The sequence below is a fragment of the Pinibacter aurantiacus genome, from assembly GCF_019130065.1.
Classification (GTDB): domain Bacteria; phylum Bacteroidota; class Bacteroidia; order Chitinophagales; family Chitinophagaceae; genus Pinibacter; species Pinibacter aurantiacus.
The window spans coordinates 571,097-597,981 of sequence record NZ_JAHSPG010000018.1 but is presented as its reverse complement, the minus strand read 5'-3'; the positions used below and the strand labels follow the sequence as shown (position 1 = coordinate 597,981).

Below are 26,885 nucleotides of genomic sequence, written 5' to 3'. Positions count from 1 at the left end.
AAATAATTGACAGGCCTTTAGAAAAAAATTGTTTCTTATGAAAACAAAATTGGTAGTTCTATTTTTTTTCTTGTGGTACATTAACTTTTGCCGGGCGCAGGATATAAAGCCGGGTATTATGTCCACAGCACTTTCGGAAGTGAAGCCAGCTTCCAATGTAGATTATACAACAGGAACTTTTAGTTACAATCTTCCATTGTTCGATATCACACAGGAAAATATCCACCTTCCTGTAAGCCTCAGTTATAGTGCAAAGGGAATAAAAGCGGGCCAGTCACCGGGACTGGCCGGTTATGGTTGGGCACTTTCAAGCGGAGCGTGCACAATCAGCCGCACCATGAGAGGTAGTATGCCAGATGAAAATGGAATACTTCTCGACCCTATTACTCCAGGGAAGCATGCCGCCGGAGCAATAACTGAAACTGAATATATAAGAAATGTAAACAGTAATATCAGTGATGCAGAATCGGATATTTTTACTTTAAACCTGGGGGGTAATACTGTAAAATTTGTGTTAGAAAGTAACGACGAATGTAGGGGTTGTTCTGATCACCCTCTCAAAGTGAACCCGCTGGAGCAAACAGATATTAAAATTGAATGTTCAGATCCTGAGCTGCATAGTTTTACAGTGACAGATAACCTGGGCAACATTTATGAGTTGTATGCAGCTTCTCCATCAAATGCAACTGTTAACGGAGCAGGGCCCAAGGGAAGTTTTAACGTCGATTGCATAAGCAGTTGGGTAACCACAAAAATTAAAACGGCCAACAATAGAGAGATCTCTTTTACATACGATAAAGAATTCGCAGACATCAGTTATAACGAAACGGCTCACTATACTGGTTATAATCAGCCTCTGCAACTTCCTCCTGTAGCTGTCGGGGATGGTGAACTTAATGCAAGAATATCAGAGAAGACCAGGGAATTACAAATGTATTCTGACGATATAGATGCGTTGCAACAGCAGATGCAGGGATGCCTGACAGCTATGGAAACAATGGGCAGCAATATGAGCTGGCAAAAACCGGGTCTCTTAGATGACTATATGAACGTGTCTACTATGAAGTTTTACACGCGTCAAATGGATTATTTCTATAGTCTTGAAAAGCAACAGACATCAAGTTACTATGACGCAGTGTTTCAATTACAGGACCTGCTGAAGGAGATGTATAATGGAACAAGGCTGAAATACCATGATGTGGAAAACGGAGCCTCTCTAAGTTATTTTGCTAACAAACCATTAAAAGAAATTGTTTTCCCGGGTGGTAAAATGGCGTTCAAATATAAACCGATCCCCCTGTGGCAATATATGGCCGATTCGGTTTATGTCTGCAACAAAATTGATTACACAACAGCAACGGGTGACATCGTGAGGTCTGTGATTTTTGACCTTGATTACTATGGCCAATTAAAACAACTTCACATATTAAATGCAGCGGGTGTAGAAGAAATGACATACCAATTTGATTATTATGAAATGGCGCCGTATATGGTTGGTTATGGCCAAGATTATTGGGGATATTATAACGGAAAACCAAATGGCACATTACTTCCTGCTGATCCGTATTATACAGTAAATCGCAAAGACAATAGTCCGGGAACTCTTCACATTTTTGATGACGCGGCCACTTACAATTTGTATCGCTATGACTATGATGGCGGCAGGGTTGCATTCGGCGATCCCGTCAATCACCAATACTCAGACCGAACGCCGGATGGGCAGTCAGCGATGGTGGGAAGCTTAAAGTCAATTTCTTCCAATAAGGGAGAAAAAATAACGCTGGAATATGAAGGCAATGAGATATACAACTCTGATCTCGATCAAAACATACCAATTGGCGGCATACGGATCAAAAGCATTGAAGTGAATGATGGGGTTGCTGCTAAGTCCCTTAAAACTTCTTACCGGTATAATTTCCCAACCGTGTCAGCCTCTTCCTTTTTGCGAAGCACTGGAAGATTAACTGAATGGAACAAAAAGTCGTTTGCTCTACCATACTATCATCCACTGGGCACGGATATGCACATTTTTTCTCAGCCTGTTTATGAAGGCACCCTTTATGATGATAATAGCAATAATGGTGTTCTGTATCATTATGTGGAAGAAGTTCATCCTGACAAATCTTATACAGGATTTAATTACCTCGCCGTAGGAGGCGAAGCAGTACGGGAGTACGAGCACAATCCTGTGTATGATCATGCACTTTTGGCCACGGTCGATTATAATGCCTCTGGCAAGATTGTAAAAGTTACCCGCAATCAATATTCGTATGGCCAGGATCAGGGTGGCGGTTTAGGCAACAGATCTAGTACATATTATTTTTTACAAGGGATGCACCAATACTTCACACCAGATGGTTCCAGAAATACAGAGCATTTTATTGAGCAACTTAAAAAGGCGCCCGTTTATTTAAGTTCTTCAACATTGACAGGTGCTTTTCCTGATCAGTATGTAAGCCATATTAACATAGAAAACAATAATAACATAGGAAATCAATGGCTTGGATTTAATCCATATAAAAATGTTTACCTGCCCAATTATCAACCACGTTGTGATTTGGATATCACGCCGGGTAAATATTCTCTTATTACCAACCAGACTTTTTTACTAAAAGAGAAAGAAGAATTTTATATAGGAGATTATGATCCCACGATAGTTAAGCCTGATGCTGATGATGGAGGTATGCCTGGTGGCTACCCATATCTTTATGAGCAGGTGTTGCAAGATAGTGCCATTAGCAAAAGTCAAAGTAGAACCACTTTTTATTATGAAAACCCTGCCCACACTTATATTACCAAAACAGCATCAATCTCGAGTGATGGCAGCATCCAAACAACGCGGTTCAAATATCCGCAGGATATGACAGATGCCATATCCCAGGCAATGGTCACTAAACATATACTTGCTCCGGTACTCGTACAAAAAACGTACGAGACAAAGAATGGAGCAGAAACGTTGTTAGGCACAGTACAAAACAGTTACAGGCAGAAAGGTGAGCTCGTGCTTCCTGATCAGGTGAAAGCTTCCGCAAACAGTGAAGCCCTACAAACTAAAATACAATACAACCGCTATGACACCTATGGGCATGTGTTGGAACAACAGACCTCCGACGGCAACAAAGAAGTGTTTTTGTGGGGTTACAATTCACTCTATCCTGTAGCCAAAATTGTAAACACAACCTATGATGTGGCAAAAGGGTATATCTCTCAAAGCGTGCTCGACGGAGCAACTGGAAAAGGAGACGACGATGTCATTCGTGCACAGTTGAATAACCTGCGTAATATACCCGGTGCGATAGTAAAAACCTATACTTATAGTCCATTGACAGGTGTGACCAGTGAAACTGATATCAATGGTAACACTACTTACTACGAATATGACAGTTTTGAAAGACTCGTGTGCATAAAAGACAAAGACAAAAATATTATAAAGAAAATATCTTATAGCTATAATGGGCAGAATAGTAATGGTAACAGTAATTATAAATGGTACAATATCGTTAAAAACAAGTCCTTTACTCGCAACAGCACTTGTGCAGTAGGTGGTACTCCGTCTGCAATCACCTATACAGTACCAGCGAGGACCTACGGCTCCAATATTTCACAGGAAGATGCCGATTGGCAGGCTCAAAACGATATAGACAGAAATGGGCAGGCATACGCCAACATAAAGGGCGACTGCTTGTGGTATAACGGGGCCAAGGCGGTATACTCCTATCGCAATAATTGCGCCCCCGGTCAGCAATCTTCGTATGTAGTTTATGAAGTGCCGGCACAAAAATACAGTTCCACTGTTTCTAAGGCCGACGCTGATGCCAAGGCTCAGCAGGATATCGATGAGAACGCGCAGGCATATGCCAATGCTACATTGCCATGTGCGTATGTTAGTGAAGACTTAAGTGGCATGTATTATTCTTCTTCAGGCGAGGGTAAATATATTGGTTATCCAGATTATGGGATTGAGTTTACATCAACTATATCTCAGGCAGATGCTAATTGCCAGGCACAGGCTTTTGCCCAGCAGATAATTTCCTGGTATGACCTTGGAGATGGAGGTGTGCCCGTATATTTTACAAGCCACCTGAACCCTACTCAGGTTGGGAGCTTAGAGGAGTATTATAATCAACACTTTTATGCCGCTTACTATAATCGTACTACTGGCAATGAGGTGCATCCGCCAGATCCAGTGGTTTACCTTACATTAACCAACATAGAAACAGGCCAGGTTTATTACTTTAAAGCGAGTTACTATGGCACTGATCAGCAGTTGGGATATGTGCCACCCGGCGGGTATAGTGTTAAAATTGGAAACGAGTGGAATTCGGGGCATTCTTATGAAGTATCTACCGACCACACATGGTTCGCAAAAGATTCTGACGAATGGATGACCTTGCCAGATATGTACATAGACAATGGTTATAATGATAAATTTTACTACAACCAGTATTGATAATTGTCATTGCTAAGAGAAACCAATTTGACGATTCTCTCAGCAGTTCATCGAATTCAACTAAGCTCAATGAATTGAATTTTCCAGACTCCTGGATACTTAAAAATTACGCCGAAAAATGAAATACTTTATCATACTTTTTCTCGCTTTTTTAGCGGGTCCTCTTTTTCTTAGCGCCCAGCCTGGGCCTTATGGAACAACCATTCCTATAAATTTCATTCGCACCTGGACGTCTCAGCAGCCGTATAAAAATACCTTAGACGTGGTAGATATCAATCGCAAACCGAATGAAGTAGTACAGACTACACAATATGCCGATGGCTTGGGACGTCCGCTACAGGCAGTTGTAAAGCAAGGGTCGCAGGTAACCGGCAATCCCGCGCAGGATGTTGTTGTGCCAGTTTGTTATGATGCATTTGGAAAGGAGAGTTTGAAATACCTGCCATATGTTTCAACGGGGACTGACGGTAGCTTAAAACACGATCCGTTTACAGAGCAAAAAAGCTTTTACAACACCCTACTTTCAGGTCAGGGAGAAACGTTTTACTACAGTCAAACAAATTTTGAAGCCTCCCCTCTTAACCGTGTCCAAAAGCTGTTGGCTCCGGGCAACAGTTGGGTAGGCAATGATAAAGGAGTTGAAGTGAAATATTGGTTCAACACAACAGCAGACAGTGTAAGAATATGGGAAGTAACCAATGCAACAAACAATACAGGAACCTTTGGTACTTATTCCGGCACAAACCAATACAACGCTAATGAACTTTTTAAAAATGTAACAGTTGATGAAAGCGGTAAACAAACGATAACATTTAAAGACAAAAAAGGGCATGTTGTATTGACGAAAGTACAGTACACGGGTACCGCAGATGAGGGCGCAGGGATCAACGGCCATGGGTGGATTTATACATATTACATCTATGACCGGCTTAACAATCTTCGATGCATCATTCAGCCCGAAGGCGTAAACGCGTTAATAACCAGCAACTATCAACTGACTACCACAATCCTCAACGAACAATGCTTCCGCTACGAGTACGATGCGCGTAATCGCATGATCATGAAGAAAGCACCAGGTGCGGTAGAAGTGTACATGATATACGATGAAAGAGAGAGGTTGGTAATGACACAGGATGCCAATATGCGCAAAGACAGCAAATGGCAGGCAATATTATACGATGTCCTCAATCGCCCGTTGCTTACAGGGTTCATCAATTACACAGGCTCATTCGCTTCTTTACAAGCGTTGGTAAAAACACAGACACAAACGCAAACAGAAACACCGCTGCAAATACAAACGGGAACAACTACTGTACCTGTATCTGCCGATCTCGTGCTAAATACTCCAGGGGTATCCGGAGACAAACAGGCAACCAACAGCATTGTTTTAGATGACAACTTTACCAGTGCTGATGAATTTGTAGCAGAGATTGTTGCTGCTGGAACCGTTGGCAGTGGCGGAACCACAACGGCCATCAAGGCTAATATAAGCTGCAACCCATTGCCACCAGCCACCACACTTGATGTGCTTACTCAAATCCATTACGACGATTATTCGGAGCTGCCAACAGGCTTAACGGCATCTGTATTGCCTTACACAAACACTGGCTTTATAGGCAGTTACAATACTGCTCCGGATTATGCCCAGGAAATAAAAGCAAGCGATAAAACAAAGGGGTTTGTTACCTGGACGCGCACCCGTGTGCTCGGCACAGATCAATTTATCAGCAATGCAAATTTGTACGACGATAAAGGCAGGCTGATACAAGTGCAAAGCCTCAATGCCACTGGCGGCAAAGATGTGGTGACTGCACAATACAATTGGGCAGGCAAACCGTTGCGCAGCTTGCAAAAAATAGACAAAGGCGGCGCCAATGCCCAAAGTATAGAACTCTTAACAACGCATGCCTACGACGATCTTGGACGAGTGGCGAGCGTTAAAAAGAAAGTGACTAAAGCCGGTGTGGTCGATGCAGAAAAGATTATTGTGCAGAATGAATATGATGCCCTGGGGCAATTAAAAAAAGAAACATTAGCGCCAGAATATAATAGCAATACCGGGCTTGAAAGCCTCACCTATGACTACAACATTCGCGGCTGGCTATTGGGTGCCAACCGCGACTATATAAAAAATGCTAACAGTACAGCCAACTACTTTGGCTATGATCTCGGCTATGATAAAACCAACACGATTATACCATCAGAAAGCTACACCGCGCAGTTCAACGGTAATATTGCCGGAACCATTTGGAAAACCAAAGGAAGTGGAGAACTGCGTAAATATGATTTTACTTATGATGCTGTGAGTCGCTTAACAGGTGCAGCGTTTGGTCAGTACACGGGGAGCAACTTTGATAATAACGGCAAAGTGAATTACTCTGTAAGCAATCTCAGCTATGATGCTAATGGCAACATCATTACGATGAACCAGATGGGGCTGAAAGGAACTTCGTCAGACTTTATAGACAAGTTAGCTTATCATTATATACCTGGCACTAACAAACTTCTGGAGGTAATAGACGCAAAAAATGATGCCAATAGTTCACTGGGTGATTTTAAGTACAATGCAAAAAGCGGGAAGGATTATGACTATGATGACAATGGTAACCTTACACAGGATCTAAACAAGAGTATCAATGCAAAGGGTATTGTGTACAATCATTTGAACCTGCCGCAAAAGATAAAGACTGCGAAAGGTACAGTGGAATACGTGTATGACGCAGCCGGCAATAAACTGAAAAAGATTGTAACTGAAGGGACAATGGTGAAAACGACTTTGTATCTCGACGGTGCAGTCTTTCAAAACGATACATTGCAATTCATTGCCCACGAAGAAGGCCGCATCCGCATTACTCGAAACCCACAACTCAATACTCAAAACTTCACCTTCGATTACTTCCTGAGAGATTATCTTGGCAACGTGAGAATGGTGCTTACCGATGAGCAACAAACAAATGGTTACAATCCTATAACATTTGAAGATGCCAACAAAACCTACGAACAGAACTATTATGACAAGGCAGATGTGGGGGTAACAGCAAGGCCACCGGCATTTGGAGATGAGGCCACCAATGGTAAACAAGTGCAGCTGTTAAGAAAGACAACGCAAAGCGTTGGAGTTGGTAAGTTGATAAAAGTAATGGCGGGCGATAAGATTAACGCAAAAGTCGATTACTATACACCGGATGTTGTGACAGACAACAGCAACGCCAACGGTTTAAACAGTGCACTCGGAAGCTTAGGAAACTTAATAGACAATGGTGCTGCCGGAGCGGTACTAAAAGGCACAGGAACTGCGATAACAAACGGCCTGACTGCCGCAGGATTTATTGGTAATTTACTAAATGATCAAAACAACACAAACGCAAGTGAAAATCCTAAAGCTTATTTGAATGTACTCTTTTTTGACGAGCAGTTTAACTACGTGTCACAAAACAGTGGCTTTAGTCAAATAGGGGTTAAAGGCAGTAAGGATCAAAGAGTGTTGAGCAATAAAGAAGCTGCAAAGAATGGTTGGGCTTATGTGTATGTAAACAATGAAAGCAATAATTTAGTTTATTTTGATAACTTTCAGGTGAGCCAGGAAAGAGGAAGGATATTAGAGGAGAATCACTATTATCCTTACGGCTTAACAATGGCAGGGATAAGCTCGAAGGCTGCAAGTTTTGGAGGTGCTGAGAATAAGTATAAGTACAACGGAATAGAACAGAACAATGATTTTGATATAAACATGTATGATGCTTATTATCGAAGTCTTGATCCTCAAACTGGTAGATTCTGGCAGCAGGACCCGAGACTTGGTATGAGCATTAGCAGCTATGCAGCAATGCAAGATAATCCGGTTTTCTATGCAGATCCGTTGGGAGATACGGTAATCAATGGCCAAAAATATGAGCCGACAAGTTTTGCTAATGCGACTTATCTCGCTGGAGTTACAGTAACACCAACTTCATCCAAGAAAGCTGAACTAGCCGATTATTTATCAAGAGTAGGCACTGAGATCGAGAGCATGAAATGCCATATAGATGGCCAGAGGGAGGCATTGAAAGAACAACAGAGAATGCTGGAAGTCTACTCGAAGTTGGATTTCGCTCATGGGCAGGTGATGCCGCCAATGAGTCCATTTTGGGGGCATTTTATACAAAGAACATATGGTAGCCATTACGTTGGAACGAACGGTTATTTGGGAGGACTGGTTCCAACAACGGGAATGCCGCCTGCCGTTGGTATTGCTGGTGGCGTGAATGCACTCGGAGCGGTTGAAAATCTGGGTGAAGGAGAGGCCCTGTTTAATTTTGGAGGAAGTGCGGGCAGACATATGATGGAACCGGGAAGAACTGTTCCAGTCCAGATATTAGAGCAAGCGATAAGTGGCTCAGAAGGATTAGTTGATCCTAAGGGCTCACAAGCTCTAATGCATTATATAGAGATGTCGAAAAATGGAAAATTATATAATCTTGAAGTACTTTACGATGAGCCAACAAATACTATTTGGCATTTTAAATACACACAAGATCCAATTGGTCCACTTAAAGCAATTCCAAAATAATATGTTCGAGAAAAATGATAAACGTAGACTGTATTGGCTTTTAGACCAATATCTATCAGGAAAAATAAACGCGTCAATATTTTGTGATGAGTTTTATTACTCTTATGATTTGGAACTGGATTATTCTTCTTTGACAGAGTTGGAGCACAGATTGTTTTCTGAACTAAGCACAGTTGCAGGACGCTTTTCCGAATATGAGGAGGATCACTTAGCCTTACCAGAAGGGTTTTATACTAAAGAAGAATTAAAACAAAAAATAATTGAAACGAAAGAAAAATTAGAACACCACAGTCCGCAATAGCGAGCTGTTTCTTGGTTCTGTGACAAGCTCTCGACCTTTCGTGTATAGTACTCAGAAATCGAAAGCGTAAAATGCCATATAGATGGCCAGAGGGAAGCATTGAAAGAATATCAGAGAATGCTGGATGTCTACTCAAAGTTGGATTACGCTCATGGGCAGGTGATGCCTGCAATAAATTCCACATTGGGTTCTTTTCTTAATTTTTTTGGAGGGCAAAGGACCTACGGTAACCATTACGTTGAAACAAATGGCTATTTGGGAGGATGGGTACCACACATGGGAATGCCTCCCGCGGTTGGTATTGCTGGTGGCGTGGGGGCGTTCGGAACGGTAGAAGGTGCTATCGGTGTTGAAAGTGTATTATCCGAAGCTGAGTTGTTAAGGATTGAAAATGCTGCGACGAGGATTCAAAAACCAATTAACATTGTTGGAAGTAGGGCCAAGGGTACTGCCAACGCATATTCTGATTGGGATTATGTGATAGAAGGCTTGACTAATCAAGAATGGAAGCAAATTAAAAACTCTTTGCCGGGTTCAGGATCTGTTTTAGATAACACGCCACGAAATATTGATATTTTTAAAGGACCAGTTTTGACGAACTATCCCTACATAACAATTAATCCACGTTAAACTTAATGTATGAAAATAGAAGATCAAATAATACTCAATAGGTTTGGGCAAGGGTTGACAGATGTCGAGTCACTTGAGCGAGTTTTCTCTCCATTAGATACTTTTCAGAAAAGGTTATACTTAAACAATTTGATTTTTTTAATTCAACAATCAAAGCCCAAAAATGAAGACATAGAAATTGCAATAAGAGAAAGCCAATTAAAGGCAACCTTTACCCCCTGCGTGCTTTTGCGTAAAGGGGTAGCGAATCATCAGTTGCAAAGAATTACTGGGTTGCCAGAGCCAGAGTTGAGCAAGAGTTTCATTCTATTATTGACGTTGTTTAAAATAGCTTATCAAAGAAGATTTTCAGTAGAAAAAAATGCACCCGATAAATGGTGGTACTGGGATTTGTCGGAGGAGTCGAAAATTCAAGAACTAATTAAGTCAAACATCATTCAGCATCCCGATTGAAAGAACCTTCTTAAAAATAGATACTATGATTGAACAAAGAATGTTAGCCCATATTTTATATAAAGCATTTGATTGAAATTCGAACTAACGCGTATCAAAATGGTGATAGAAGAATATTTTCGATAGCTCATGGTGCATAGTATTCCACTTTCACTACTTAATGGGCAGAGCGCAAAAGAAGCTTATGAAAGTCTTTTGAAAAATGTCGAGCATTACAATGCGCATGAATGGCTAGCATTTGTACAGCATGGATTTTCTGGAAATAAACAATCAGAACCAACGGACATCCTTCAAAAAGATAGCATGAGTGAACAAAAAATGTTAGTACATATCTTACATATAGTGCTTTTAGAAATAAGAGCGAAGGCATATGAAAGCGGTGATAATAGAACGTTTTATATCGCAGGCATCCTGCATAATGTTCCTTTGCGGTTTCTTGGTAGATGATTTTAAATTTATAGGAGGTAAATAGCTATGAAAATAATTTGTGTAAGTACCACTTCCAAAGGGTTTGATTTAAAAGAAGTGACAACTGTGTTATCAAATGATTTTGATTATGGCCATGGAGGTCATGGCCTAGAAATAAATCGAGAATATATTGTTATGGGGACTGTGATATATCAAGACTCAAGCTGTTTGTATTATCTTATTGATGTAAATGGAAAACCGGAATGGTTCCCTCATTTGCTTTTTGATGTGTTAGATAATACTTTGCCTAAACGGTGGTTTATGAAAATTTATGAAAAAGATGGAGACGGTGATATCTATTCAATATTAGGTTTCGATGAATTGTGTAATAATGAAGATTTTTACGACTTGCTTTTAGTACGTGACGACGAGGCAATGAGAATATATTTCAAACAAAAGGCAGAGTTGGAAAAAGAGTTAGCAGAAGAATAACCAAAGCTGGCACATGCAAATGGAATAATTAATCATAAGTTCTTTAATGTACCAAGAGTACCTTGTTTTTATGATAAGATGTTAAACTATATAGATTTTATAAAATTAAAAGGAAGACCCATGTCAGAAATAAACCCTGGCAGCGATGAAGTCGCATTAACTGTTGATGATGCATTTTATGCCTTAGAGCTATTGAAAAAAAAACATACTGAAATATTGGGCGGCGACATATTTTCAGAAGATAATGGACAACTTATTTATGCTTATCAACTTTGGGGTCCGGAATATCACTACCTAAATTAGTCTTGCGATAGAATGGACAATGAAAAAGATGATGATTATTTGAAAAGAAGCTATAGTATAGCAAAGGAAGGGATTGAAAACGCAAGTAAAATAGCAGAACAATTTAACCGGAAATGTTTTATTGCACTTGTAACAGGATGACCCAAAACTGGCACAAGGACGCAGTGCCCCAGACAGAGGGACGCATTGAAAGAACAACAGAGAATACTGGAAGTCTACTCGAAGTTGGATTTCGCTCATGGGCAGGTGATGCCATCATTAACGTCCAAGCTGGGTTTGTTTGTTAATTTTTTTGAGAAAAGAACTTACGGCAACCATTACATTGAAACAAATGGCTATTTGGGAGGAAGGATACCTACAACGGGAATGCCGCCTGCCATTGGTATTGCCGGTGGCGTGGGGGCGTTCGGAGCCTTAGGAACTGTTTCTGAAGAGGGGATAACCGTTTTTAGGGCAGTTGACGCGACAGAAAAAGGCATTATAGAGAGCACTGGTAAATTTTCTTTGCAGCCAGGAGGAGTAGAAGCAAAATATTTTGCACAATCATTAGAAGATGCAAACTGGTACGGGCAAAAACTTTATCCTAACGGGTATTCGATAATTAAAGGGACAGTACAGTCTCCAATCAGTGCAGCTGAATATTGGTACCCTCACGTAGACATCGGTGCATATGTTTTTCCCCAAGAAGCATTACCTTTTATAAAACCTCATTAAATTATTATGCTTACACAGAATAGAAAATATCATTTTGTAGGTGAACTACTTTTGAAAAAAAGTCGTGTTTTGGATGAACAGAGCCGGGCTATAGATGATAAAGTTAATTGGCTCTTTCTGAATACAGGAGAGCGACAATTTAGTTTTGTTTATAAAATAGAGCAACCATTAGATGCCGAATTTGACAAACCTTTTAGAGTAGAGTTGGCGTTCACTATGATCGAGGCAGTAATAAATGCAGTTCAGCTAAATCATACCTATGAAGTGTTAAGAGGACCGGAATCAATAGGTACAGTAAAATTAATTGGGGCTTTAGAATGACATCAATTCGCAATGAAAGAGCATCAAGAAGATTTTATAGTATTCTTAGGATTGTTGACAAATGAATTTAAAATGTGTAAATATCAGATATCACTATGTTCAATAAGTTAGTATGATTACATTAAACCATATCGAAATTTACAAATCGTATAGCGGTGATGGAGACGGGTTTGTTCGTTTTACTACTGCTAGACAAAAGGCGATCATGGATTACAAACATTGGGCATTAGTAGAGAGTCTTATACAGGATATTCGCCTTGTAAAAAACGGGCTCGCATCAGAAATATATATGAAAACTGTAAATGAAAGATTGCAAGAAAACTGTGACAACGAAGAAACTATACGCGAACTGAAAAAAATAGCATAAGTAAATTAAAGAATTAATTCAAAAAAATGAGGAATGATAAGCTCCTTGACAGGAGTAAATACAGCGGCATGACAATTAATGAAAGACTTTATTTAAGTAATCTTATGAACGATTTTGATAGAGCTATAGAAAAAAAGGATGTAAAAGAAATTGTTTCTATTCTTAATAAAGTGGAAGTTGTAGATGAAACATCTATAAAAAGCATTTTAGAATCGGTTGGCTTATCGTTCAACAATTTCTTTGACGAACAAACGTAAAAGTTAACGATCGTGAAACAAAATCCAAGTTATACTCTTTACCCATCGCAAGGAGCCGAATCTACTTTAAGTCAGTCTCAAATTCAAGGAATTTTAACAAAAGGATTTTTATGGTAGAAAATTCAATCAAGATTTTGGATAAAGTTCATTTGCAAAAGTATGTATATCTTCTTTTTTTATTTACTTCTAAACAAATGGAAGCTTCTGCCTTTGAAGATTTATTTCTTCAGATAAGACGGGAGGACAATTATTGGTTAAACGGTTCATTTAATGAAAGGATTGAAAAAATACTAGATACTTTTTTTCTTGACATTGATGAGTATGTTCCAATTGATTTATATGATCCTAACGATAAATTTAATATTAATGAAGAGGAGTTGAGGAAAAGATCTAAAGAGACTTTGAATACATTGAAGAACATACTTGACAATGAATAAAATAAGAAACATCGAAAAGATTACCGGTCTATATCCGGAATGGAAACCTGTTAACATAGCATACATAAAAAAGCTTGAATGGAAAATTGGTAAATTGTCAATAATCGTTTTGTGTCAGTTAAAAAACAAGGGAATTGACCCCAAAGACCTTTCCAAGAATTTTTTTGAAGCAGAAGTCATTTTTGAAAATGTGATAAACCTGAAAATGAAATTTAATGGAAGGACTTATCAACAGGTGCTAGGCTTTGATATTTTAGATGTGTCTCAAAATGGATTAGAAGATATAAATTTTGAAATTGAAGACTATGAAAATGGCACTATACATTTTTATTGCCAATATATCCAAATAGAAAACGTTTCAAAACCAGATTTTCTAGACGCTTTTGCCGAAACAGAGGGCTGAGGAATGCGATATAACCGGACTAGCAGGGGGGCCGGATCAAAGATTGTTTTTGGGTGCGGAGGAATTTAACAGAAAAGTATTATGGATTTTAATAAATTATATTGGCATGATTCTGTCATAAACAGCGTTTCAATTGACAGAACGGAACCAGGAAAGAAAGATACAATTTGCTTCGAAATCAATTGGTATGAAGAAGGCATCAATATTCTTTTATTCGAAGACGTGTATTGGTTAGGGCTAGATATGAATTTTGGGGTAGTAGCAAAAGAGTGTATTGATCAAGCCTATATAGCGGAAAGAACAGATAACGATTTAATTCGTATTGAAAAAATCTGGGAAGGTATTATAAGCGAGCCCTTAAATTGTTATGTCATTAAAACAGCTTCTACAGGCAGTGTGATTAAAATTATTGCCAAAGGATTTACAATAAATAACAAATAACATAGCGTAAAATTGGCGCAGATGTGTGACTATGCAAACATAGCCAAGCGCATCTGTGGCAATTTTTTATTGAAGCGACTGATGTATGTATGATGCAAAGTTAGGACAGGTGATACTTCCAATGAGTCCATTTTAAATTTTAGACGCATGAATCCGGAATTGAAATATTATTTAAATGATCTTGAAAAGAATTATCCTGGAGCTACAGAAGAAATGTTAAAAAACTTAAACAATGTTGTAGACTTTGATTTTCCTAATGACTATTTGGATGTTTTGAGAGAGTTTGATGGCGGTGAAGGTGAAATTGGCGAAAATAGTTGGTTAGATTTATTTTCTGTAAACCAAATTCAGACCGCTATAGTCGACTATAAACTATTAATGGAACAAATTCCAGATTATTTATTATTTGGGAAAGATTCTGCTGACACAGGTTACGCGTTTAATAAAGTCACTCAAACGATCCATTCTTTTGGATTAATGTCCAATTTCAAAACTGACCCGATAAAGTATCGTGGCAGTAGTTTTTTGGAGTTTGTGAAAAGACTTTATGAGAAATGAGCACTCTGTAACGATGCATAAACTAACGAAAAACGTTTTCGTCTTCCGAAGCGAGAACTTATATGCAGGCCCCTATAAAGTAAATGATATGCATGAACAAAAGATGTTAGCTTATATTTTAAATAAATCTCTGATTGAAATTCGAGATCACGCATATCAAAAAAGGTGATAGAAGAATATTCTCAATAACTCAAATGGTGTATAACATATCATTATCGCTGGTTAATGAGCGGAGTGCAAAAGAAGCTTATGAAGGTCTTTTAAAAAATGTTGAGCGTTACAACGCACACGAATGGTTGGCATTTGCGCAGCAAGGATTTTCTGGAAATAAAGAATCTACGTCTAGAATGCTAGCCCACATGTTATACATCGTTCTTTTGGAAATAAGAACCAAGGCATATGAAAGCGGCGACAATAAAACGTTTTACATTGCGGGCATGCTGCATAATGTTCCTTCGCGAGTTCTTGACGAAAATGAAGCAAAGGAAGCGTATGCAGAATTATTAAAGAGTGTAAAGCATTACAATATGCAGGCTTGGTTAGATACTGTTCAGAATGGGTTTTCTGAAAGTAGTTAAACTATAATTCGGGACATCTCGAACAGCTCAGGTTGGAATGCCAGATAAAAAATAAAGTAATGAAGAGAAAAAAGTTAATGATAGTTATAGTAATTGCTTTAATTGTAATTATTACACTATGGTTTTTGTTGGACAAATATGTAGGCAATACATTTGATTTACACCCGATATAGTGTCCATATGCTTCAATATGGACTAAAAAGGCTTTTGCCGCGCAAAACTTTTGCCGTAATCATCCTACACGCTGCTTGAGATATTCCGCGCTGCTCGATATGTTCCGAAGGGCATATCGAGCGGTAGATAGAAAAGGATTTAAATCCTTTTTATCTGTGATTCGACATGCCCTGCGGAACATGTCGAACAGCTCAAATCTGTTGCACAGCTTCGATGATGAAAAAGAAGTTGCGGGTTGCCAGACCTGACAGGTTTTTAAAACCTGTCAGGTCTCGTGCAGCACCCCAATAGGTGGAACAATTGTAGCGCTATATTTTTTTCTGCAGCCACGCAATCGTAGCTATGAGGTACAACGGAGGTTCGTTAACAGGTGAGCGCTTATTGTTTTTGTTATATTGTTGTTGCGCTTTTGTAAATGCGGAGAGTGCGAGTTTGTATTGCTCCTGCAATATATAGCTCTCCCCTTTCAGTATCAGGCCATTTATATCAGAAGGATTTTTTTGCAGTATAAGATTTGCATAATACAATACTTTTTTCGCATCTTTTCTTTCAAGGTAATAATTTCCCAATCGAAGCTGCATGTCTCTTTTGTTCAGTTTTCCGTGTGGAATGTTTTCAGGTTTTATTTTAACGATCACTTCATTCGAGCTTACACCGGCCAACTCCACTTCTACTTTATAAGTTCCTGCCCTTAGTTTCGATACCTGTTCCGGACTAAGGTGATAGTTGACAGAATAGTATCCGTTCTCATCTAAAACTGCTACGGAGTCAGTTCCTGGATCACCAAGAACGGATGGCTTCCAGTTCTTCTGTTCAATTGTATCTTTTACCACTACGTGAAACTTCAGTTGAAGGAACCACGGCAATTCCTTTGATCCAATAGATTCGCTCGTTACAGTTCGTTTTCCTTTTGTTACAAGGTCGGTTTCTTTTTCAAATTCTTCTTTTGTGATCAAGCCTGCTTTATAGTCTGCTGCGACCTGCGCCAGGTAAGCATCTGCATCTTCATTCCATGAAATATCCTGTTGTATTACTTTATTCACCAGGCTGATAGAAAACACTATTGGTTCGTTGTGATAAGCTTTAAACGCAGTACTGTCGTTTACGGTGAGCGTAATCGAAAATTTTCCCTGTGCAAAAAGAATGCATGGTATTAATAAACAAATGATGAAAAACAACAAACGCAGTTTCATCTGTATATTTTTTATTGTTTTTGGTGTGATGTTATTGATGAGTTATTTGTTATTTTATTTTAGCCTCATCGAACTATGTTTCGCTATAAAAATTTTCATCGCGGTTTGTATAAAGTTGCTCGATAATTTTTATCGCTCGTTTCATAACATCTTTTCAATAGTTAACGGGTCGGAAAAAGAATGGTACGACAGGATATCCGGAACTGATGAATGCAATCTCCCCTATTCTTGGCCGCATCTCCGTAACATTCAGTTGGAACGCATGGCTTTAATGCATTGGTGCCGGTTCCTTTCGTTTGATTACAAAATATAGTGCCTATGGCTTCTCCAACGTTATCTGGTGGAATATTGTCGTAGCGCATAATGCAACCCACATCGCCGCTTTGCAGGCCCTGCAATACATAAGGCTCTTCACCATGGTGATACATAGAGATCCCGTGACCCAACTCGTGTGATACAACATGGTTTAACTTGTCTGCCTGGTTGATACCAAATCGTGTGCAATATTTTTTTATAGCAGTGGTAAAAATAGCAATGCCGCTCACCCAGTTTGGTGGAGTGTTTACTTCATTGAATCTTGCTTCGGCACTAAAAGTTTGTCCCAGTAAACCCGGTTTTTCCTTGGACTCTTTCGCATCGATCATCCACAATCCTTTTTGTGCTCGAAGCGGTTCGAAAAGCACTGGTATGTAATGCAGTTGAGGATTGAAATTAAAATTAATCTCCCTCGTTTTATTATCAACATAGTCAATCTTCCTTATTTCATGCACATCAACTTTTGCACCATTTGCACCGGTAAGTGCTGCTCTGAAGTTTGTTAGATTAAAGCTCGCTGCATTGTTAATGAAGAGGTCCTTGTGGAAAATGTTGGTTCGAATGTAATCACCTTGTACCAAAAAGCCGCGATACTCTTCATAGTTGGACAAACCATCACCGGGGAAGCCATCTCCCACGAGTTGATTGTCATTATCGTCGCGTGGATTCACAGGATCTTTTATCAATACATTTCCCTGTGTGCGCCAGCCACCATCGGCAATCTTGTTTTCGTCAACATCACGCGGTATCGTTACTCTGTTGTCGGTGTAAATGGTTTTCTTCGGCCTTCCTGAAGGGTGCGCCACTTTTTCAGGAGGAATGGGAACCGGTTCATACACTGGTGTTTCACCTTTTATGCTGTCGGCGCCACCGTGATTAATGTTGGCAAAGCTTCGCAAAAATCCATAGCCGCCCTGGTCCTCACTCTCCACAGTTACAACTACTTCTCGTGCGGGTTTCTGTGAACGTGTATGTATCCAATGTCTGAAGCCGTCGCAAAACGTTCCTGGGGGATCGTTCGGTCTTTGAAATACTTCCATTATAGGATCAGAATTGTCCATTTCATAGTCGTTGCAAGAATTAGCAGTTCCGGGAAGCGGCCAGTTCATGCTGTTTCCTTTTTCATGGGAAACATTTAACAATTCAAAGAAATGAATGCGACCCATGTGTGCAAGGGCTGGTTTCCAAACGCCGCCATCATTGTACAATAAATAAGATTTCAATTCTGCAACATTGTTCCACTTAGGCAGCCAATCCAATGCAGGATATTCAAGTTGCACACCTGGCCTGAAAATTTTAATGGCCATGGAATCGGAAGGCGGCGGCTCTACATCATCTTTTTGCACGCCGGTATTTTTTACTTTCACAGTTATGTAAACAGAGAATTCTTTTTGCTGGCCCGGCATTTTATCAGGCGCCTGGTAAATGACAAAACGGCCAGTGTTGCCACCAACAAAACTTCCTTTGGTGCCGTCATCTCCCTCTATTTTCCACGTCCATTCTATGTTATCGTTGTAGTTTTTTTTGCCTCCGTCAGAACTGCATGTTGAGGACTGGCAAACCATTTTCAATTCGTCCGTTTCATTTTGGTTTTCAGCTTCCAGTACCATTAATTCTCCCAATACCATTTTATTGTTATCGGCCACGGCAGGGAGTTTGATAACGGGCTTCTTGAGGTCATTTGGTTTATCCCATGAATAGGCTGCGGAGCAAGTTCCATTATTGTCGTCCTGAATGTTTGGTTGAGGAAGTGTGTATCCTGAGTTTGTTATGTCAATATCATAATTGTCTCCGGCATTGAACGATCTTTTCGTAACGATGGTGATTTTGTCATAAGCATCGTTGTCCAGCAAAGCGCCAGAGCCGGTTTCGTCAATAACACGCACAAGTATTTCTGTTGTTTTTGTATTGGGTGGTTGTCCTTCTTTTGGCCACGGTACAAAAGGCGGTTGGAATATAACACGGTCGCCGGCATCGTCTGTTGCATTTTCAGGTAACATGCCAAGCTTCACAAAATTTCCCTCGCCACTTTGTATTTGCCACTCAAAGCGTACTTTTCCTGCCAGCAAAACCTCTTTTGTACTCTTCTTTTGAGTGCTGTCGCAATCGTAAGAAGGGGTGCATTCAATGGTTACTTTATCGTAATCTTTTCCTTCGGCTATAAGGCTTACATAATCATCTCTTCTTATTCTTGCATGCCTTGGTGTTGCATTGCTTAACCCGCCGGACATGGCAGGAACATTACTTTCTGTATATACAAAGCCACATGTTTTGTCAACATTTGCGCTATCCTTGCAATAATCAAAATTAAAAGGACCGCAACTTTGATTGCCATCGCTACAGGTTACATCTCCCTGCACGCGCAATGTATAAGAGCCTGTGGCCAGTATTTGCACCGTAACTGTTTGCTGATCGGCAGGGCCAACTATTTGCGCAACATTGTTGCCCTCAGCAATTGACCACGACCAAACCACCTTGTTTACGCCGCAGGGCTGGTAAGGTGGAGACGCGCCAAACTCGCCGGTACAGCCGCCTTTCATAACACCGGTGTAGGTGCGGGTGCTCCCCTGCTCATTTACTTTCGCGCAATCAATATCGACATCGCAGGAACAATGTTTTGCAGAATCGACTTTAGAAGAATCAGTATAAAAATTATAGTTCGTACAGGTCTTACCATCACTACAGGTGGTAGTTGCATCAAGCCGCAACTCAAACGAACCGCTGTTGTTGATGGTGACATTTACGGTTTGCCCATTTGTTGGCCCAGTTAAAGAAGCTGAACCGCCTTGTGCCAGAATGCTCCATGAGTAAGCGGTGTTTTGAACCGAGCAGGAATCAAGATTTGGAGAAGTGCCATGCTGCCCGGTACAGCTCGCCTGGGCCGAGCCCTGGTAGGTCCATGTATTTCCTTGTTTGTTTGTAGGAGTAATTGTAACGGGGCCAGCGGTGCAGGTGCAGTTTTCTTCATTTACCGAATCTGTGTAGTAAGTAAAATTGGTGCAGCTTGAATTGTCACTACAGGTTGCAGTATTCGAAAGTCTGATGGTAAATGTTCCGTTGCCGGTTATGCTAACCGCTACCGTACTGCCGTTTGTGGGCCCATTAATGGAAGCAACACTATTGCCACTCACAATGCTCCAGTTGTATTGCACATTTGATACGCCGCAGGTATCAGTGCTTCGTGTGGCAACACCGTTCGGTAAATTAAATGAAGTGGGAAACGGATTGCAGGATGCATTCGGAATGCCTTGATAGGTCCATGTTGTGCCTTGTCTTGACTGCGGAACAATCGCGGGATTTACGTTGCAAATGCAGCTGCCCGAATCGTTTTTAGTAATCGCCTTGCTATTTTTAATTTGAGAAAAAGAAGTTTTTGCGAGGGGTATAATTTTATCCTGATCCTGAGCTTTTAAAATGAAAACGGAGGAGATGAAATATATGACCAAGGGTAAGGACCTTGGCAGGGGGCCCATTGCATTAGTTTTGAGAGTATGAAATTAAAATAATAAATGCGAAAGTGCAATAGAGGTAAATGAGGAATTAAAAATTAGGAATTAGGAATTAGACATTGATAGTGCGACACTGAAAGTGATCATTTGAAAATTTGAAAATTGATGTGTGTAGAGAAGCATGATAATGCGTCTCAAATGGAATTACAATGCGTCTCAAATGCCATGATAATGCGTCGCAGATGGCACACGATGTTTTTCAATTTAATAAACAAATTCGCATGAGATTATTAAATATTCCAGATGTGCTGGTCAACGTGAATATGTGGAAAAATGAATTGCGCTATATTTACCTCTTAGTTTTTTTATGAAGCTTACACCTGAACAACATAATATCATCAAGTCAACCGGCAATATCAAGATCAATGCTGTGGCGGGCTCTGGCAAAACGACGACGATTATTGAATATGCAAAAACGCGTCCCAAAGGATCCAAAATACTTTACCTTGCTTTCAACAAGTCAGTGAAGCTGGAAGCACAAAAAAGATTTGCTGATTTGGGACTGGACAATGTAAAAGTTGAAACGGCGCATTCGCTTGCTTACAAGCATGTTGTTTTTAAAAATAATTACAAAGTAAGATCACAGGGCTACAAAACCAACGAAATTGCTGCATTGCTTAATCTGCAAGGCAACGGTGAAAAACACGCTGAGTATATTGTTGCTAATCACATCAACAAATTCATGGCGTATTTTTGCAACAGCGACAAGCAAAAAATACAGGAGCTAAATTATCGCGACACGATCTCCGATACAAATGCCCAGGCATTTGTAACAAGTTTTTATGCATACATTGAAAAGCAAACGCGACTGCTTTTAAGCAAGATGGATAAAGGTGAAATTGAAATCACTCACGATTTTTATCTTAAAAAATTTCAGCTTTCAAATCCTGCACTCCCCTACGATTATATTTTGTTTGATGAAGGACAAGATGCCTCCGCAGCGATGCTTGATGTTTTCTTTAAGCAGAAAGCAACAAAAGTAATTGTTGGCGATACACATCAACAAATTTACGGTTGGCGCTTTGCTGTGAACTCGCTGGAGAAGGCAAATTTCAAGACGTACAATTTGTCAACCAGTTTTCGTTTTACGCAAGACATTGCAAACCTCGCAATGGAAGTGCTGAAATGGAAAAAGCATATCGGTGACGAACCGGCGTTTGCCATTACAGGAAAAGGAACTACCAATAAAGTGAAATCAAAAGCGGTTATAGCGAGAACAAACCTTGGATTATTGTTGAAAGCCATTGAATACATAACCGAGAAGAAAAAGATAAAGAACATTTATTTTGAAGGCAACATCAACTCTTACACTTATGCTGATGAAGGCGCATCGCTTTATGATGTTTTAAGTCTGTACAATGACAAGCGTCAGTTCATTAAGGATGGGCTGATCAGGGAAATGAAGGACCTTGATGACTTAGAGGAGTATATCGAAAAAACGGAAGATGTTCAACTGGGGATGATGGTTGAAATTGTAAAGGAATATGGAAACGAAATTCCGGGCATCATCAAGGCAATTAAAGACAAGCATATAGGCAATGATGAAAAAGAAAAGGCTGAGATGATTTTTTCAACCGTTCATCGTTGCAAGGGAATGGAATACGATGCGGTTCAAATCGTGGAAGACTTTATTTCTGAAGAGAAATTGGAAAAGAACAAGGATGGAGTGGATGTAAATGTTGCTAAACTCAACGAAGAAATCAATCTTTTGTACGTGGCAGTAACGCGAACCAAAAATACATTGTATATCCCGGAAACGCTTTTACCCAAAGCTTTTCCAGGTTCTTCCCATATTCAGATAATTAAAGCAGTGAAGGAAGAAGAAAAGAAAAAGATAGCAACATCTGCACAAGCAAAGAGTGTATTTAAAAAGAAAGAATCTGAAACGGACAAAGCTTATTCTGTCGAAAGAATAAGAGAAGTTCATAAAGTTGCGTATAAACCGTGGACAGATGAACTTGATGAGGAGCTGACTACGATGTATTACAACGGCACAATTCTCCGCGATCTTGCAAAACATTTTGGTCGCACGAAGGGCGCTATTGTTGCAAGAATTAAAAAGCTTGAACTTGATGAGTTGTATGAGTAAACGTTGCAAATTACCAGACCTGACAGGTTTTCAAAACCAATAATTATCGTTTTAACCTCCGCCTTTTCGGAGGCCATTAGTTCTATTCTCTGGCAGTTGTTATCTTTGTTTCTTATTTTGTATTAGCGACCACAAGCCCCAACAACCTAAATTGTACTTTGACAATGAGAATAATTTTTGTTTTTCTGGTATTATTATTTGGAGCGACAGCCTGCAAAACTAAATACAGAAAGGCCGCAGATGAGATTGCTGCTAAAGTTCCCGAGGTAACAAATATAAATGTAGGTAAAGATGAGTATAGTCTCTATGTCCCAGATGGCTGGACAACTAGACATAAATATGCATATGGAATTGACTTTTATTATCTCGATGCTCCGCAAACAAAAGACGATCCAAATACAAATATTAACGTTATCACGGAGTTTATGCAAAATTTAAGCTTGGACGATTATTTAAAGGGGACGATTCGATCAGTACAAAAGAATATTCCAAGCGCGGTAATTCTAGGACAAGGTGATATAGTGGCAAATGGCACGAAAGGTGTTTGGTACAGTTACAAGATGGAGCCGCAAGGTATTAAGGCGACTTTGGTTTCTTACATTTTCCCAAAAAACGGAATTGCGTACGTAGTCACTGCAGGAACACAAACAAAAGACGCTATAAGGTACAGGGGGATTTTTGACAATGTTGCAAAATCATTTAAGTTTAGCCATGAAAGTACACTGAAAAGCAAGGTCGTTGCCAATAATTGATTTGTTTACGGAGCTTTGAACAAGAAACTGTAAATACAAGACTTAACTCATCATGCCACTCGAAATAGAACGTAAATACCTTGTAGACCACAAAAAGTGGAACGCACTTGACAAGCCTGAAGGAAAATTCTACAGGCAAGGCTATCTTTCAACAGATGAAAATAAAACAATTCGCATAAGGGTGACCGATGCAGAAGCGTATTTGACGATCAAAGGAAAGTCGACCGGCGCTACCCGCCAGGAATTTGAATATGAAATCCCGCTGACTGAGGCCGAACAAATGCTTAACAGTCTTTCGGAAAGTGAACTGTCCAAAACGCGGTACAGAATTCATTACAAGGAGAAACTCTGGGAAGTAGATGTCTTTCATGATGCGAATGACGGCCTGATTGTGGCCGAAATAGAATTGAAAAGCGAGGATGAACAATTTGAGTTGCCCGATTGGGTGTTGCAGGAAGTTACGGATGAGGCCAAGTATTACAATTCAAATTTGACCTTGAACCCTTTTAAAAACTGGAAATAAATCTTACCAACCCCTACTATATGAAAATCCCTGCCATACACGGTTACATCGACAGACGAATTCTGATCAACTATACGGCCGACCCGGAAGCTGTAAAAAATATTATCCCTTCTCCGTTCCGGTTAAAACTTTATAAAGACAAAGCTATTGTTGGCATTTGCCTGATACGGTTGAAGCATATCAAACCAAAAGGATTGCCAGATTTCTTAGGCATTTCATCAGAGAATGGTGCGCATAGGATTGCTGTGGAATGGGATGAAGACGGACAAGCCCGGGAGGGTGTTTTTATTCCAAGGCGTGACACGTCGCTGAGGTTTAATACAATTGTTGGCGGCCGTATTTTCCCCGGTACTCATCATCTGGCAAAATTCAATGTGGTTGAAACGGGAGAAAATTTTCATATAGATTTTACCAGCTCAGACGATACTCAAATTTCAATAGACGCTACAAAAACTTCACAGTTTAACAAAAAATCAATTTTTGGGTCGCTCGAAAATGCCTCCGATTTTTTCGAAAAAGGAGAACTTGGTTATTCACCAAACAAAAAAAAGTTTGATGGATTGAAACTTCAGGCATACAACTGGCAGGTTAGTGCTCTTGATGTTACCAATGTACAATCCAGTTTTTTTGAAAATGAGAAATTGTTTCCAAAAGGTTCTATTCAATTTGACAATGCGTTGCTCATGACAAAAATTGAGCATGAGTGGCACAGTGTGGCAGGAAAGTAATGGTCGTGCACGCAGTATTAAAATAGCATGTCTCCCACTTCCGCTTAATGTTAATGCCCTACGGGCAAAATGAATGCTATGGATTTTTTCTATTAATATCAATGCCCTACGGGCAAGAGTTCTCCGTTAGGAGAAAAATATCAATAGAGAAGATTTTATTTAGCAAACATTGTCCGTAGGACATTAACAACATAAAATGAAGGCGTTCTGATTAATTCGCTTTAACGTTCAGCCAATCCAAAATATCATTCATCACCACTTCCTTGTCAATGTCGTTGAGTAAGTCATGGTAATGCCCTTCATACAATTTCAGCGTTTTATCTGAAGATGAGGAGTTGTCGTAAAAAAACTGGCTGCCGCTGGGCTTGGTGGCTTTGTCCAAAGTACCGTGCATGATTAAAAGCGGAAGTGTGATAGTTGGTATTTCAGCCTTAAGTCTCTCATCGGCCAGTACCAGTTGTTGTACTGTTTTGGTGGGTTGCACCTCGTTGTCAATGAGCGGGTCGTTATTCATAAAATCAACCACTTCGGGATTGCGTGAGAAATCTTCATTCTTTAATTTCAATACGTGTGCATGAGGGAAAACGTGACTCAAGCCTTTCAAAACTGCAAGGGCAAAATCCGGTGCGGGCACCTGGAAGGCAAAGCTTTCGCAGATGAAGCCGCTCAATTTGTTTTGGTATCCTAATACATAAACGGCTGACAACACGCCTCCGGCACTGTGTCCGAGTAAGAATGTCGGTAAGTTGGGATGCGCAGCCTGTGCGATGTCCACCAGTTTGTTAAGCTCCGTTACAAATGCATTGTAGTCAGCAATGTAATAGCGTTCGCCATCTGATTTTCCTCTTCCGGGAAAATCGATCGCGTAGACTTCATAGTCGTTTGAAGCCAATTGTTCAGCTGTCCATTCATAGTACCCGCTGTGCGAATTAAAGCCGTGGGCAATAACGACGATCGCTTTCGGTTGATTCGCAGATTTCCAGTTTCTGTAAAATACAGACAGGCCATCTTCTGAAAGAAAAGTGGTTGCGTTTGATTGATTTTTTGCTTCCATTGTAAGGCGCTTTTAATTTGGGGATGGTTAATAAGTGTAAAAGTTTATACTTTTTTCTAATATAATAAAAATCCGCCAGCGGTTATACATGTTATAAAAAGCGTAACGAAAAGTTAGCATCCCATACTTTAGGTATTGTATTCGGGATGAATTTTTGTTACCTTTCTTTAACAACCCTAAACCAAGGCACTTCTTTATTAGAATATCCTTTGGCGTTAGTTGCCGGCTGAAGCAAAATAGTTGCTTACCTGACCTGACCTGGTTTATTAATTTGATTGTTTTCCCGAGCCACGTTACAAGTCAGTTGTAAGTGTATCGCTATATCTTCATCTTCAAATTGACAGTATGAAAACCCCTATTCTATTTTTTCTAATTTTTATAAGCTGTGCTGCGCATGCCCAAAAGCAACTGTTTGTGCGGGTATATGACTTGTCAGGAAAAAAAATTGGCAAAGGACACATCATTGCAATTACAGACTCAATCATTCATCTTCAAACGGTAACAAAGAGAGATTCCATTGAACCACGTTACATTGGCTCTATTAGAACCAGACGTGCGCCGGGCCATAATATAGGCATCGGTATGCTGGCAGGTGGCATTTCAGGTGCCATTTTCGGAGCGATAGATGGCCAGCCGGATGATACTCAGGAAGGTCAGGTTCAGATGAACTTCATTAGTCCCGCCGGAGAGGCTGTATTAGGACTAGCAGCTGGTCTTGCAGTGGGGGCGCTGGTTGGAACAATAACTTACACAATTAAAGGGTCAAAATACATTGCAATCAAAGGGAGCTCCGTAAAATGGAAAGAATTTCAATTGATGGTAGCTGATTATAACGCCAGGCATCAATAAACTGAATAAAACGGGGAATGAAAATGCACTGCTTATA

At 40.0% G+C, this 26,885-nt stretch carries 26 protein-coding genes; 23 read left to right on the top strand and 3 right to left on the bottom strand.

The genetic code is table 11. The features are described 5' to 3' along the window. The first annotated feature begins 37 nt into the window (after positions 1 to 37). The 18 genes from KTO63_RS25840 to KTO63_RS25760 all read left to right on the top strand — a co-directional run bounded on the left by KTO63_RS25840 (position 38) and on the right by KTO63_RS25760 (position 15,662). Entirely contained in the window at positions 38 to 4,450 is a 4,413-nt protein-coding gene (locus KTO63_RS25840; RefSeq protein WP_217795157.1) for a DUF5977 domain-containing protein, read from the top strand. 118 nt (positions 4,451 to 4,568) lie between these two features. Next, positions 4,569 to 8,999 (top strand): DUF6443 domain-containing protein, encoded by a 4,431-nt coding sequence (locus tag KTO63_RS25835; RefSeq protein WP_217795155.1) that lies wholly within the window; start codon positions 4,569 to 4,571, stop codon positions 8,997 to 8,999. 1 nt (position 9,000) lies between these two features. Next, positions 9,001 to 9,300: a colicin immunity domain-containing protein gene (locus KTO63_RS25830; protein ID WP_217795152.1), complete on the top strand. Its 300-nt coding sequence runs from the start codon at positions 9,001 to 9,003 to the stop codon at positions 9,298 to 9,300. Positions 9,301 to 9,417: 117 nt separating this feature from the next. After that, on the top strand, positions 9,418 to 9,930 hold the full coding sequence (locus KTO63_RS25825; RefSeq protein WP_217795151.1) for a nucleotidyltransferase family protein: 513 nt from the start codon (positions 9,418 to 9,420) through the stop codon (positions 9,928 to 9,930). A gap of 9 nt (positions 9,931 to 9,939) precedes the next feature. After that, positions 9,940 to 10,383 (top strand): DUF5958 family protein, encoded by a 444-nt coding sequence (locus KTO63_RS25820; protein WP_217795149.1) that lies wholly within the window; start codon positions 9,940 to 9,942, stop codon positions 10,381 to 10,383. A gap of 129 nt (positions 10,384 to 10,512) precedes the next feature. Continuing rightward, positions 10,513 to 10,830 (top strand): hypothetical protein, encoded by a 318-nt coding sequence (locus tag KTO63_RS25815; RefSeq protein ID WP_217795147.1) that lies wholly within the window; start codon positions 10,513 to 10,515, stop codon positions 10,828 to 10,830. A 27-nt stretch (positions 10,831 to 10,857) separates the two neighbouring features. Next, complete coding sequence (locus KTO63_RS25810; RefSeq protein ID WP_217795145.1) at positions 10,858 to 11,283, top strand: hypothetical protein; 426 nt, start codon at positions 10,858 to 10,860, stop codon at positions 11,281 to 11,283. Positions 11,284 to 11,403: 120 nt separating this feature from the next. Beyond that, positions 11,404 to 11,586 carry a hypothetical protein gene (locus KTO63_RS25805; protein ID WP_217795143.1) on the top strand — a complete coding sequence of 61 codons (183 nt, stop codon included), beginning with the start codon at positions 11,404 to 11,406 and terminating at the stop codon, positions 11,584 to 11,586. Between the two features lie 12 nt (positions 11,587 to 11,598). Continuing rightward, positions 11,599 to 11,727, top strand: coding sequence for a hypothetical protein (locus KTO63_RS26420; RefSeq protein ID WP_262902035.1), 129 nt, complete (start codon positions 11,599 to 11,601; stop codon positions 11,725 to 11,727). 45 nt (positions 11,728 to 11,772) lie between these two features. After that, positions 11,773 to 12,300, top strand: coding sequence for a hypothetical protein (locus KTO63_RS25800; protein ID WP_217795141.1), 528 nt, complete (start codon positions 11,773 to 11,775; stop codon positions 12,298 to 12,300). 6 nt (positions 12,301 to 12,306) lie between these two features. Next, positions 12,307 to 12,621 carry a hypothetical protein gene (locus KTO63_RS25795; RefSeq protein ID WP_217795139.1) on the top strand — a complete coding sequence of 105 codons (315 nt, stop codon included), beginning with the start codon at positions 12,307 to 12,309 and terminating at the stop codon, positions 12,619 to 12,621. A gap of 112 nt (positions 12,622 to 12,733) precedes the next feature. Continuing rightward, positions 12,734 to 12,988, top strand: a complete 255-nt coding sequence (locus KTO63_RS25790) for a hypothetical protein (protein ID WP_217795137.1) — start codon at positions 12,734 to 12,736, stop codon at positions 12,986 to 12,988. Positions 12,989 to 13,014: 26 nt separating this feature from the next. Then, positions 13,015 to 13,245 carry a hypothetical protein gene (locus KTO63_RS25785; RefSeq protein ID WP_217795135.1) on the top strand — a complete coding sequence of 77 codons (231 nt, stop codon included), beginning with the start codon at positions 13,015 to 13,017 and terminating at the stop codon, positions 13,243 to 13,245. Positions 13,246 to 13,355: 110 nt separating this feature from the next. Next, positions 13,356 to 13,682 (top strand): colicin immunity domain-containing protein, encoded by a 327-nt coding sequence (locus tag KTO63_RS25780; protein WP_217795133.1) that lies wholly within the window; start codon positions 13,356 to 13,358, stop codon positions 13,680 to 13,682. Then, the gene (locus tag KTO63_RS25775; RefSeq protein ID WP_217795131.1) at positions 13,675 to 14,085 is read left to right on the top strand and encodes a hypothetical protein; all 411 of its coding nucleotides are present in this window, start codon (positions 13,675 to 13,677) and stop codon (positions 14,083 to 14,085) included. Before KTO63_RS25780 ends, KTO63_RS25775 begins: the two co-directional genes overlap by 8 nt. Positions 14,086 to 14,166: 81 nt before the next feature. After that, on the top strand, positions 14,167 to 14,526 hold the full coding sequence (locus KTO63_RS25770; protein ID WP_217795129.1) for a hypothetical protein: 360 nt from the start codon (positions 14,167 to 14,169) through the stop codon (positions 14,524 to 14,526). A 147-nt stretch (positions 14,527 to 14,673) separates the two neighbouring features. Then, positions 14,674 to 15,084 (top strand): SMI1/KNR4 family protein, encoded by a 411-nt coding sequence (locus tag KTO63_RS25765; RefSeq protein ID WP_217795127.1) that lies wholly within the window; start codon positions 14,674 to 14,676, stop codon positions 15,082 to 15,084. Positions 15,085 to 15,218: 134 nt separating this feature from the next. Beyond that, positions 15,219 to 15,662, top strand: a complete 444-nt coding sequence (locus KTO63_RS25760; protein ID WP_217795125.1) for a hypothetical protein — start codon at positions 15,219 to 15,221, stop codon at positions 15,660 to 15,662. A 482-nt stretch (positions 15,663 to 16,144) separates the two neighbouring features. Here KTO63_RS25760 and KTO63_RS25755 read toward each other — a convergent pair whose 3' ends face one another. Together KTO63_RS25755 and KTO63_RS25750 are read right to left on the bottom strand one after the other, a co-directional pair. Further along, the gene (locus KTO63_RS25755; RefSeq protein WP_217795123.1) at positions 16,145 to 17,029 is read right to left on the bottom strand and encodes a tetratricopeptide repeat protein; all 885 of its coding nucleotides are present in this window, start codon (positions 17,027 to 17,029) and stop codon (positions 16,145 to 16,147) included. 161 nt (positions 17,030 to 17,190) lie between these two features. Next, complete coding sequence (locus KTO63_RS25750; protein WP_217795121.1) at positions 17,191 to 20,817, bottom strand: hypothetical protein; 3,627 nt, start codon at positions 20,815 to 20,817, stop codon at positions 17,191 to 17,193. Between the two features lie 343 nt (positions 20,818 to 21,160). Here KTO63_RS25750 and KTO63_RS25745 point away from each other — a divergent pair, with 343 nt between their 5' ends. The 4 genes from KTO63_RS25745 to KTO63_RS25730 all read left to right on the top strand — a co-directional run bounded on the left by KTO63_RS25745 (position 21,161) and on the right by KTO63_RS25730 (position 24,945). Next, a complete protein-coding gene (locus KTO63_RS25745; protein WP_217795119.1) occupies positions 21,161 to 22,942 on the top strand; it encodes a UvrD-helicase domain-containing protein in 1,782 nt (593 codons plus the stop codon). Between the two features lie 164 nt (positions 22,943 to 23,106). Further along, the gene (locus tag KTO63_RS25740) at positions 23,107 to 23,694 is read left to right on the top strand and encodes a hypothetical protein (RefSeq protein WP_217795117.1); all 588 of its coding nucleotides are present in this window, start codon (positions 23,107 to 23,109) and stop codon (positions 23,692 to 23,694) included. Positions 23,695 to 23,746: 52 nt separating this feature from the next. Then, entirely contained in the window at positions 23,747 to 24,217 is a 471-nt protein-coding gene (locus KTO63_RS25735; RefSeq protein WP_217795115.1) for a CYTH domain-containing protein, read from the top strand. Between the two features lie 20 nt (positions 24,218 to 24,237). Further along, a complete protein-coding gene (locus tag KTO63_RS25730) occupies positions 24,238 to 24,945 on the top strand; it encodes a DUF2071 domain-containing protein (protein WP_217795113.1) in 708 nt (235 codons plus the stop codon). A gap of 211 nt (positions 24,946 to 25,156) precedes the next feature. Here the strand turns inward: KTO63_RS25730 and KTO63_RS25725 are convergent, their stop codons facing one another. After that, positions 25,157 to 25,999, bottom strand: a complete 843-nt coding sequence (locus tag KTO63_RS25725) for an alpha/beta hydrolase (RefSeq protein ID WP_217795111.1) — start codon at positions 25,997 to 25,999, stop codon at positions 25,157 to 25,159. Between the two features lie 345 nt (positions 26,000 to 26,344). Between KTO63_RS25725 and KTO63_RS25720 the strand changes: the two genes are divergently transcribed. Then, positions 26,345 to 26,848, top strand: coding sequence for a hypothetical protein (locus tag KTO63_RS25720; RefSeq protein WP_217795109.1), 504 nt, complete (start codon positions 26,345 to 26,347; stop codon positions 26,846 to 26,848). Positions 26,849 to 26,885 lie beyond the last annotated feature (37 nt).

What these genes read in the sequence shown, in the direction of transcription:
- KTO63_RS25735 (WP_217795115.1), top strand. Translation starts at nt 23,747, where the DNA reads ATGCCACTCGAAATAGAACGTAAATACCTTGTAGACCACAAAAAGTGG.
- KTO63_RS25820 (WP_217795149.1), top strand. Translation starts at nt 9,940, where the DNA reads ATGAAAATAGAAGATCAAATAATACTCAATAGGTTTGGGCAAGGGTTG.
- KTO63_RS25775 (WP_217795131.1), top strand. Translation starts at nt 13,675, where the DNA reads ATGAATAAAATAAGAAACATCGAAAAGATTACCGGTCTATATCCGGAA.
- KTO63_RS25830 (WP_217795152.1), top strand. Translation starts at nt 9,001, where the DNA reads ATGTTCGAGAAAAATGATAAACGTAGACTGTATTGGCTTTTAGACCAA.
- KTO63_RS25745 (WP_217795119.1), top strand. Translation starts at nt 21,161, where the DNA reads ATGAAGCTTACACCTGAACAACATAATATCATCAAGTCAACCGGCAAT.
- KTO63_RS25740 (WP_217795117.1), top strand. Translation starts at nt 23,107, where the DNA reads ATGAGAATAATTTTTGTTTTTCTGGTATTATTATTTGGAGCGACAGCC.
- KTO63_RS25780 (WP_217795133.1), top strand. Translation starts at nt 13,356, where the DNA reads ATGGTAGAAAATTCAATCAAGATTTTGGATAAAGTTCATTTGCAAAAG.
- KTO63_RS25765 (WP_217795127.1), top strand. Translation starts at nt 14,674, where the DNA reads ATGAATCCGGAATTGAAATATTATTTAAATGATCTTGAAAAGAATTAT.
- KTO63_RS25840 (WP_217795157.1), top strand. Translation starts at nt 38, where the DNA reads ATGAAAACAAAATTGGTAGTTCTATTTTTTTTCTTGTGGTACATTAAC.
- KTO63_RS25805 (WP_217795143.1), top strand. Translation starts at nt 11,404, where the DNA reads ATGTCAGAAATAAACCCTGGCAGCGATGAAGTCGCATTAACTGTTGAT.
- KTO63_RS25790 (WP_217795137.1), top strand. Translation starts at nt 12,734, where the DNA reads ATGATTACATTAAACCATATCGAAATTTACAAATCGTATAGCGGTGAT.
- KTO63_RS25785 (WP_217795135.1), top strand. Translation starts at nt 13,015, where the DNA reads ATGAGGAATGATAAGCTCCTTGACAGGAGTAAATACAGCGGCATGACA.
- KTO63_RS25795 (WP_217795139.1), top strand. Translation starts at nt 12,307, where the DNA reads ATGCTTACACAGAATAGAAAATATCATTTTGTAGGTGAACTACTTTTG.
- KTO63_RS25835 (WP_217795155.1), top strand. Translation starts at nt 4,569, where the DNA reads ATGAAATACTTTATCATACTTTTTCTCGCTTTTTTAGCGGGTCCTCTT.
- KTO63_RS25815 (WP_217795147.1), top strand. Translation starts at nt 10,513, where the DNA reads ATGGTGCATAGTATTCCACTTTCACTACTTAATGGGCAGAGCGCAAAA.
- KTO63_RS26420 (WP_262902035.1), top strand. Translation starts at nt 11,599, where the DNA reads ATGGACAATGAAAAAGATGATGATTATTTGAAAAGAAGCTATAGTATA.
- KTO63_RS25770 (WP_217795129.1), top strand. Translation starts at nt 14,167, where the DNA reads ATGGATTTTAATAAATTATATTGGCATGATTCTGTCATAAACAGCGTT.
- KTO63_RS25725 (WP_217795111.1), bottom strand. Translation starts at nt 25,999, where the DNA reads ATGGAAGCAAAAAATCAATCAAACGCAACCACTTTTCTTTCAGAAGAT.
- KTO63_RS25810 (WP_217795145.1), top strand. Translation starts at nt 10,858, where the DNA reads ATGAAAATAATTTGTGTAAGTACCACTTCCAAAGGGTTTGATTTAAAA.
- KTO63_RS25825 (WP_217795151.1), top strand. Translation starts at nt 9,418, where the DNA reads ATGCTGGATGTCTACTCAAAGTTGGATTACGCTCATGGGCAGGTGATG.
- KTO63_RS25720 (WP_217795109.1), top strand. Translation starts at nt 26,345, where the DNA reads ATGAAAACCCCTATTCTATTTTTTCTAATTTTTATAAGCTGTGCTGCG.
- KTO63_RS25730 (WP_217795113.1), top strand. Translation starts at nt 24,238, where the DNA reads ATGAAAATCCCTGCCATACACGGTTACATCGACAGACGAATTCTGATC.
- KTO63_RS25755 (WP_217795123.1), bottom strand. Translation starts at nt 17,029, where the DNA reads ATGAAACTGCGTTTGTTGTTTTTCATCATTTGTTTATTAATACCATGC.
- KTO63_RS25750 (WP_217795121.1), bottom strand. Translation starts at nt 20,817, where the DNA reads ATGGGCCCCCTGCCAAGGTCCTTACCCTTGGTCATATATTTCATCTCC.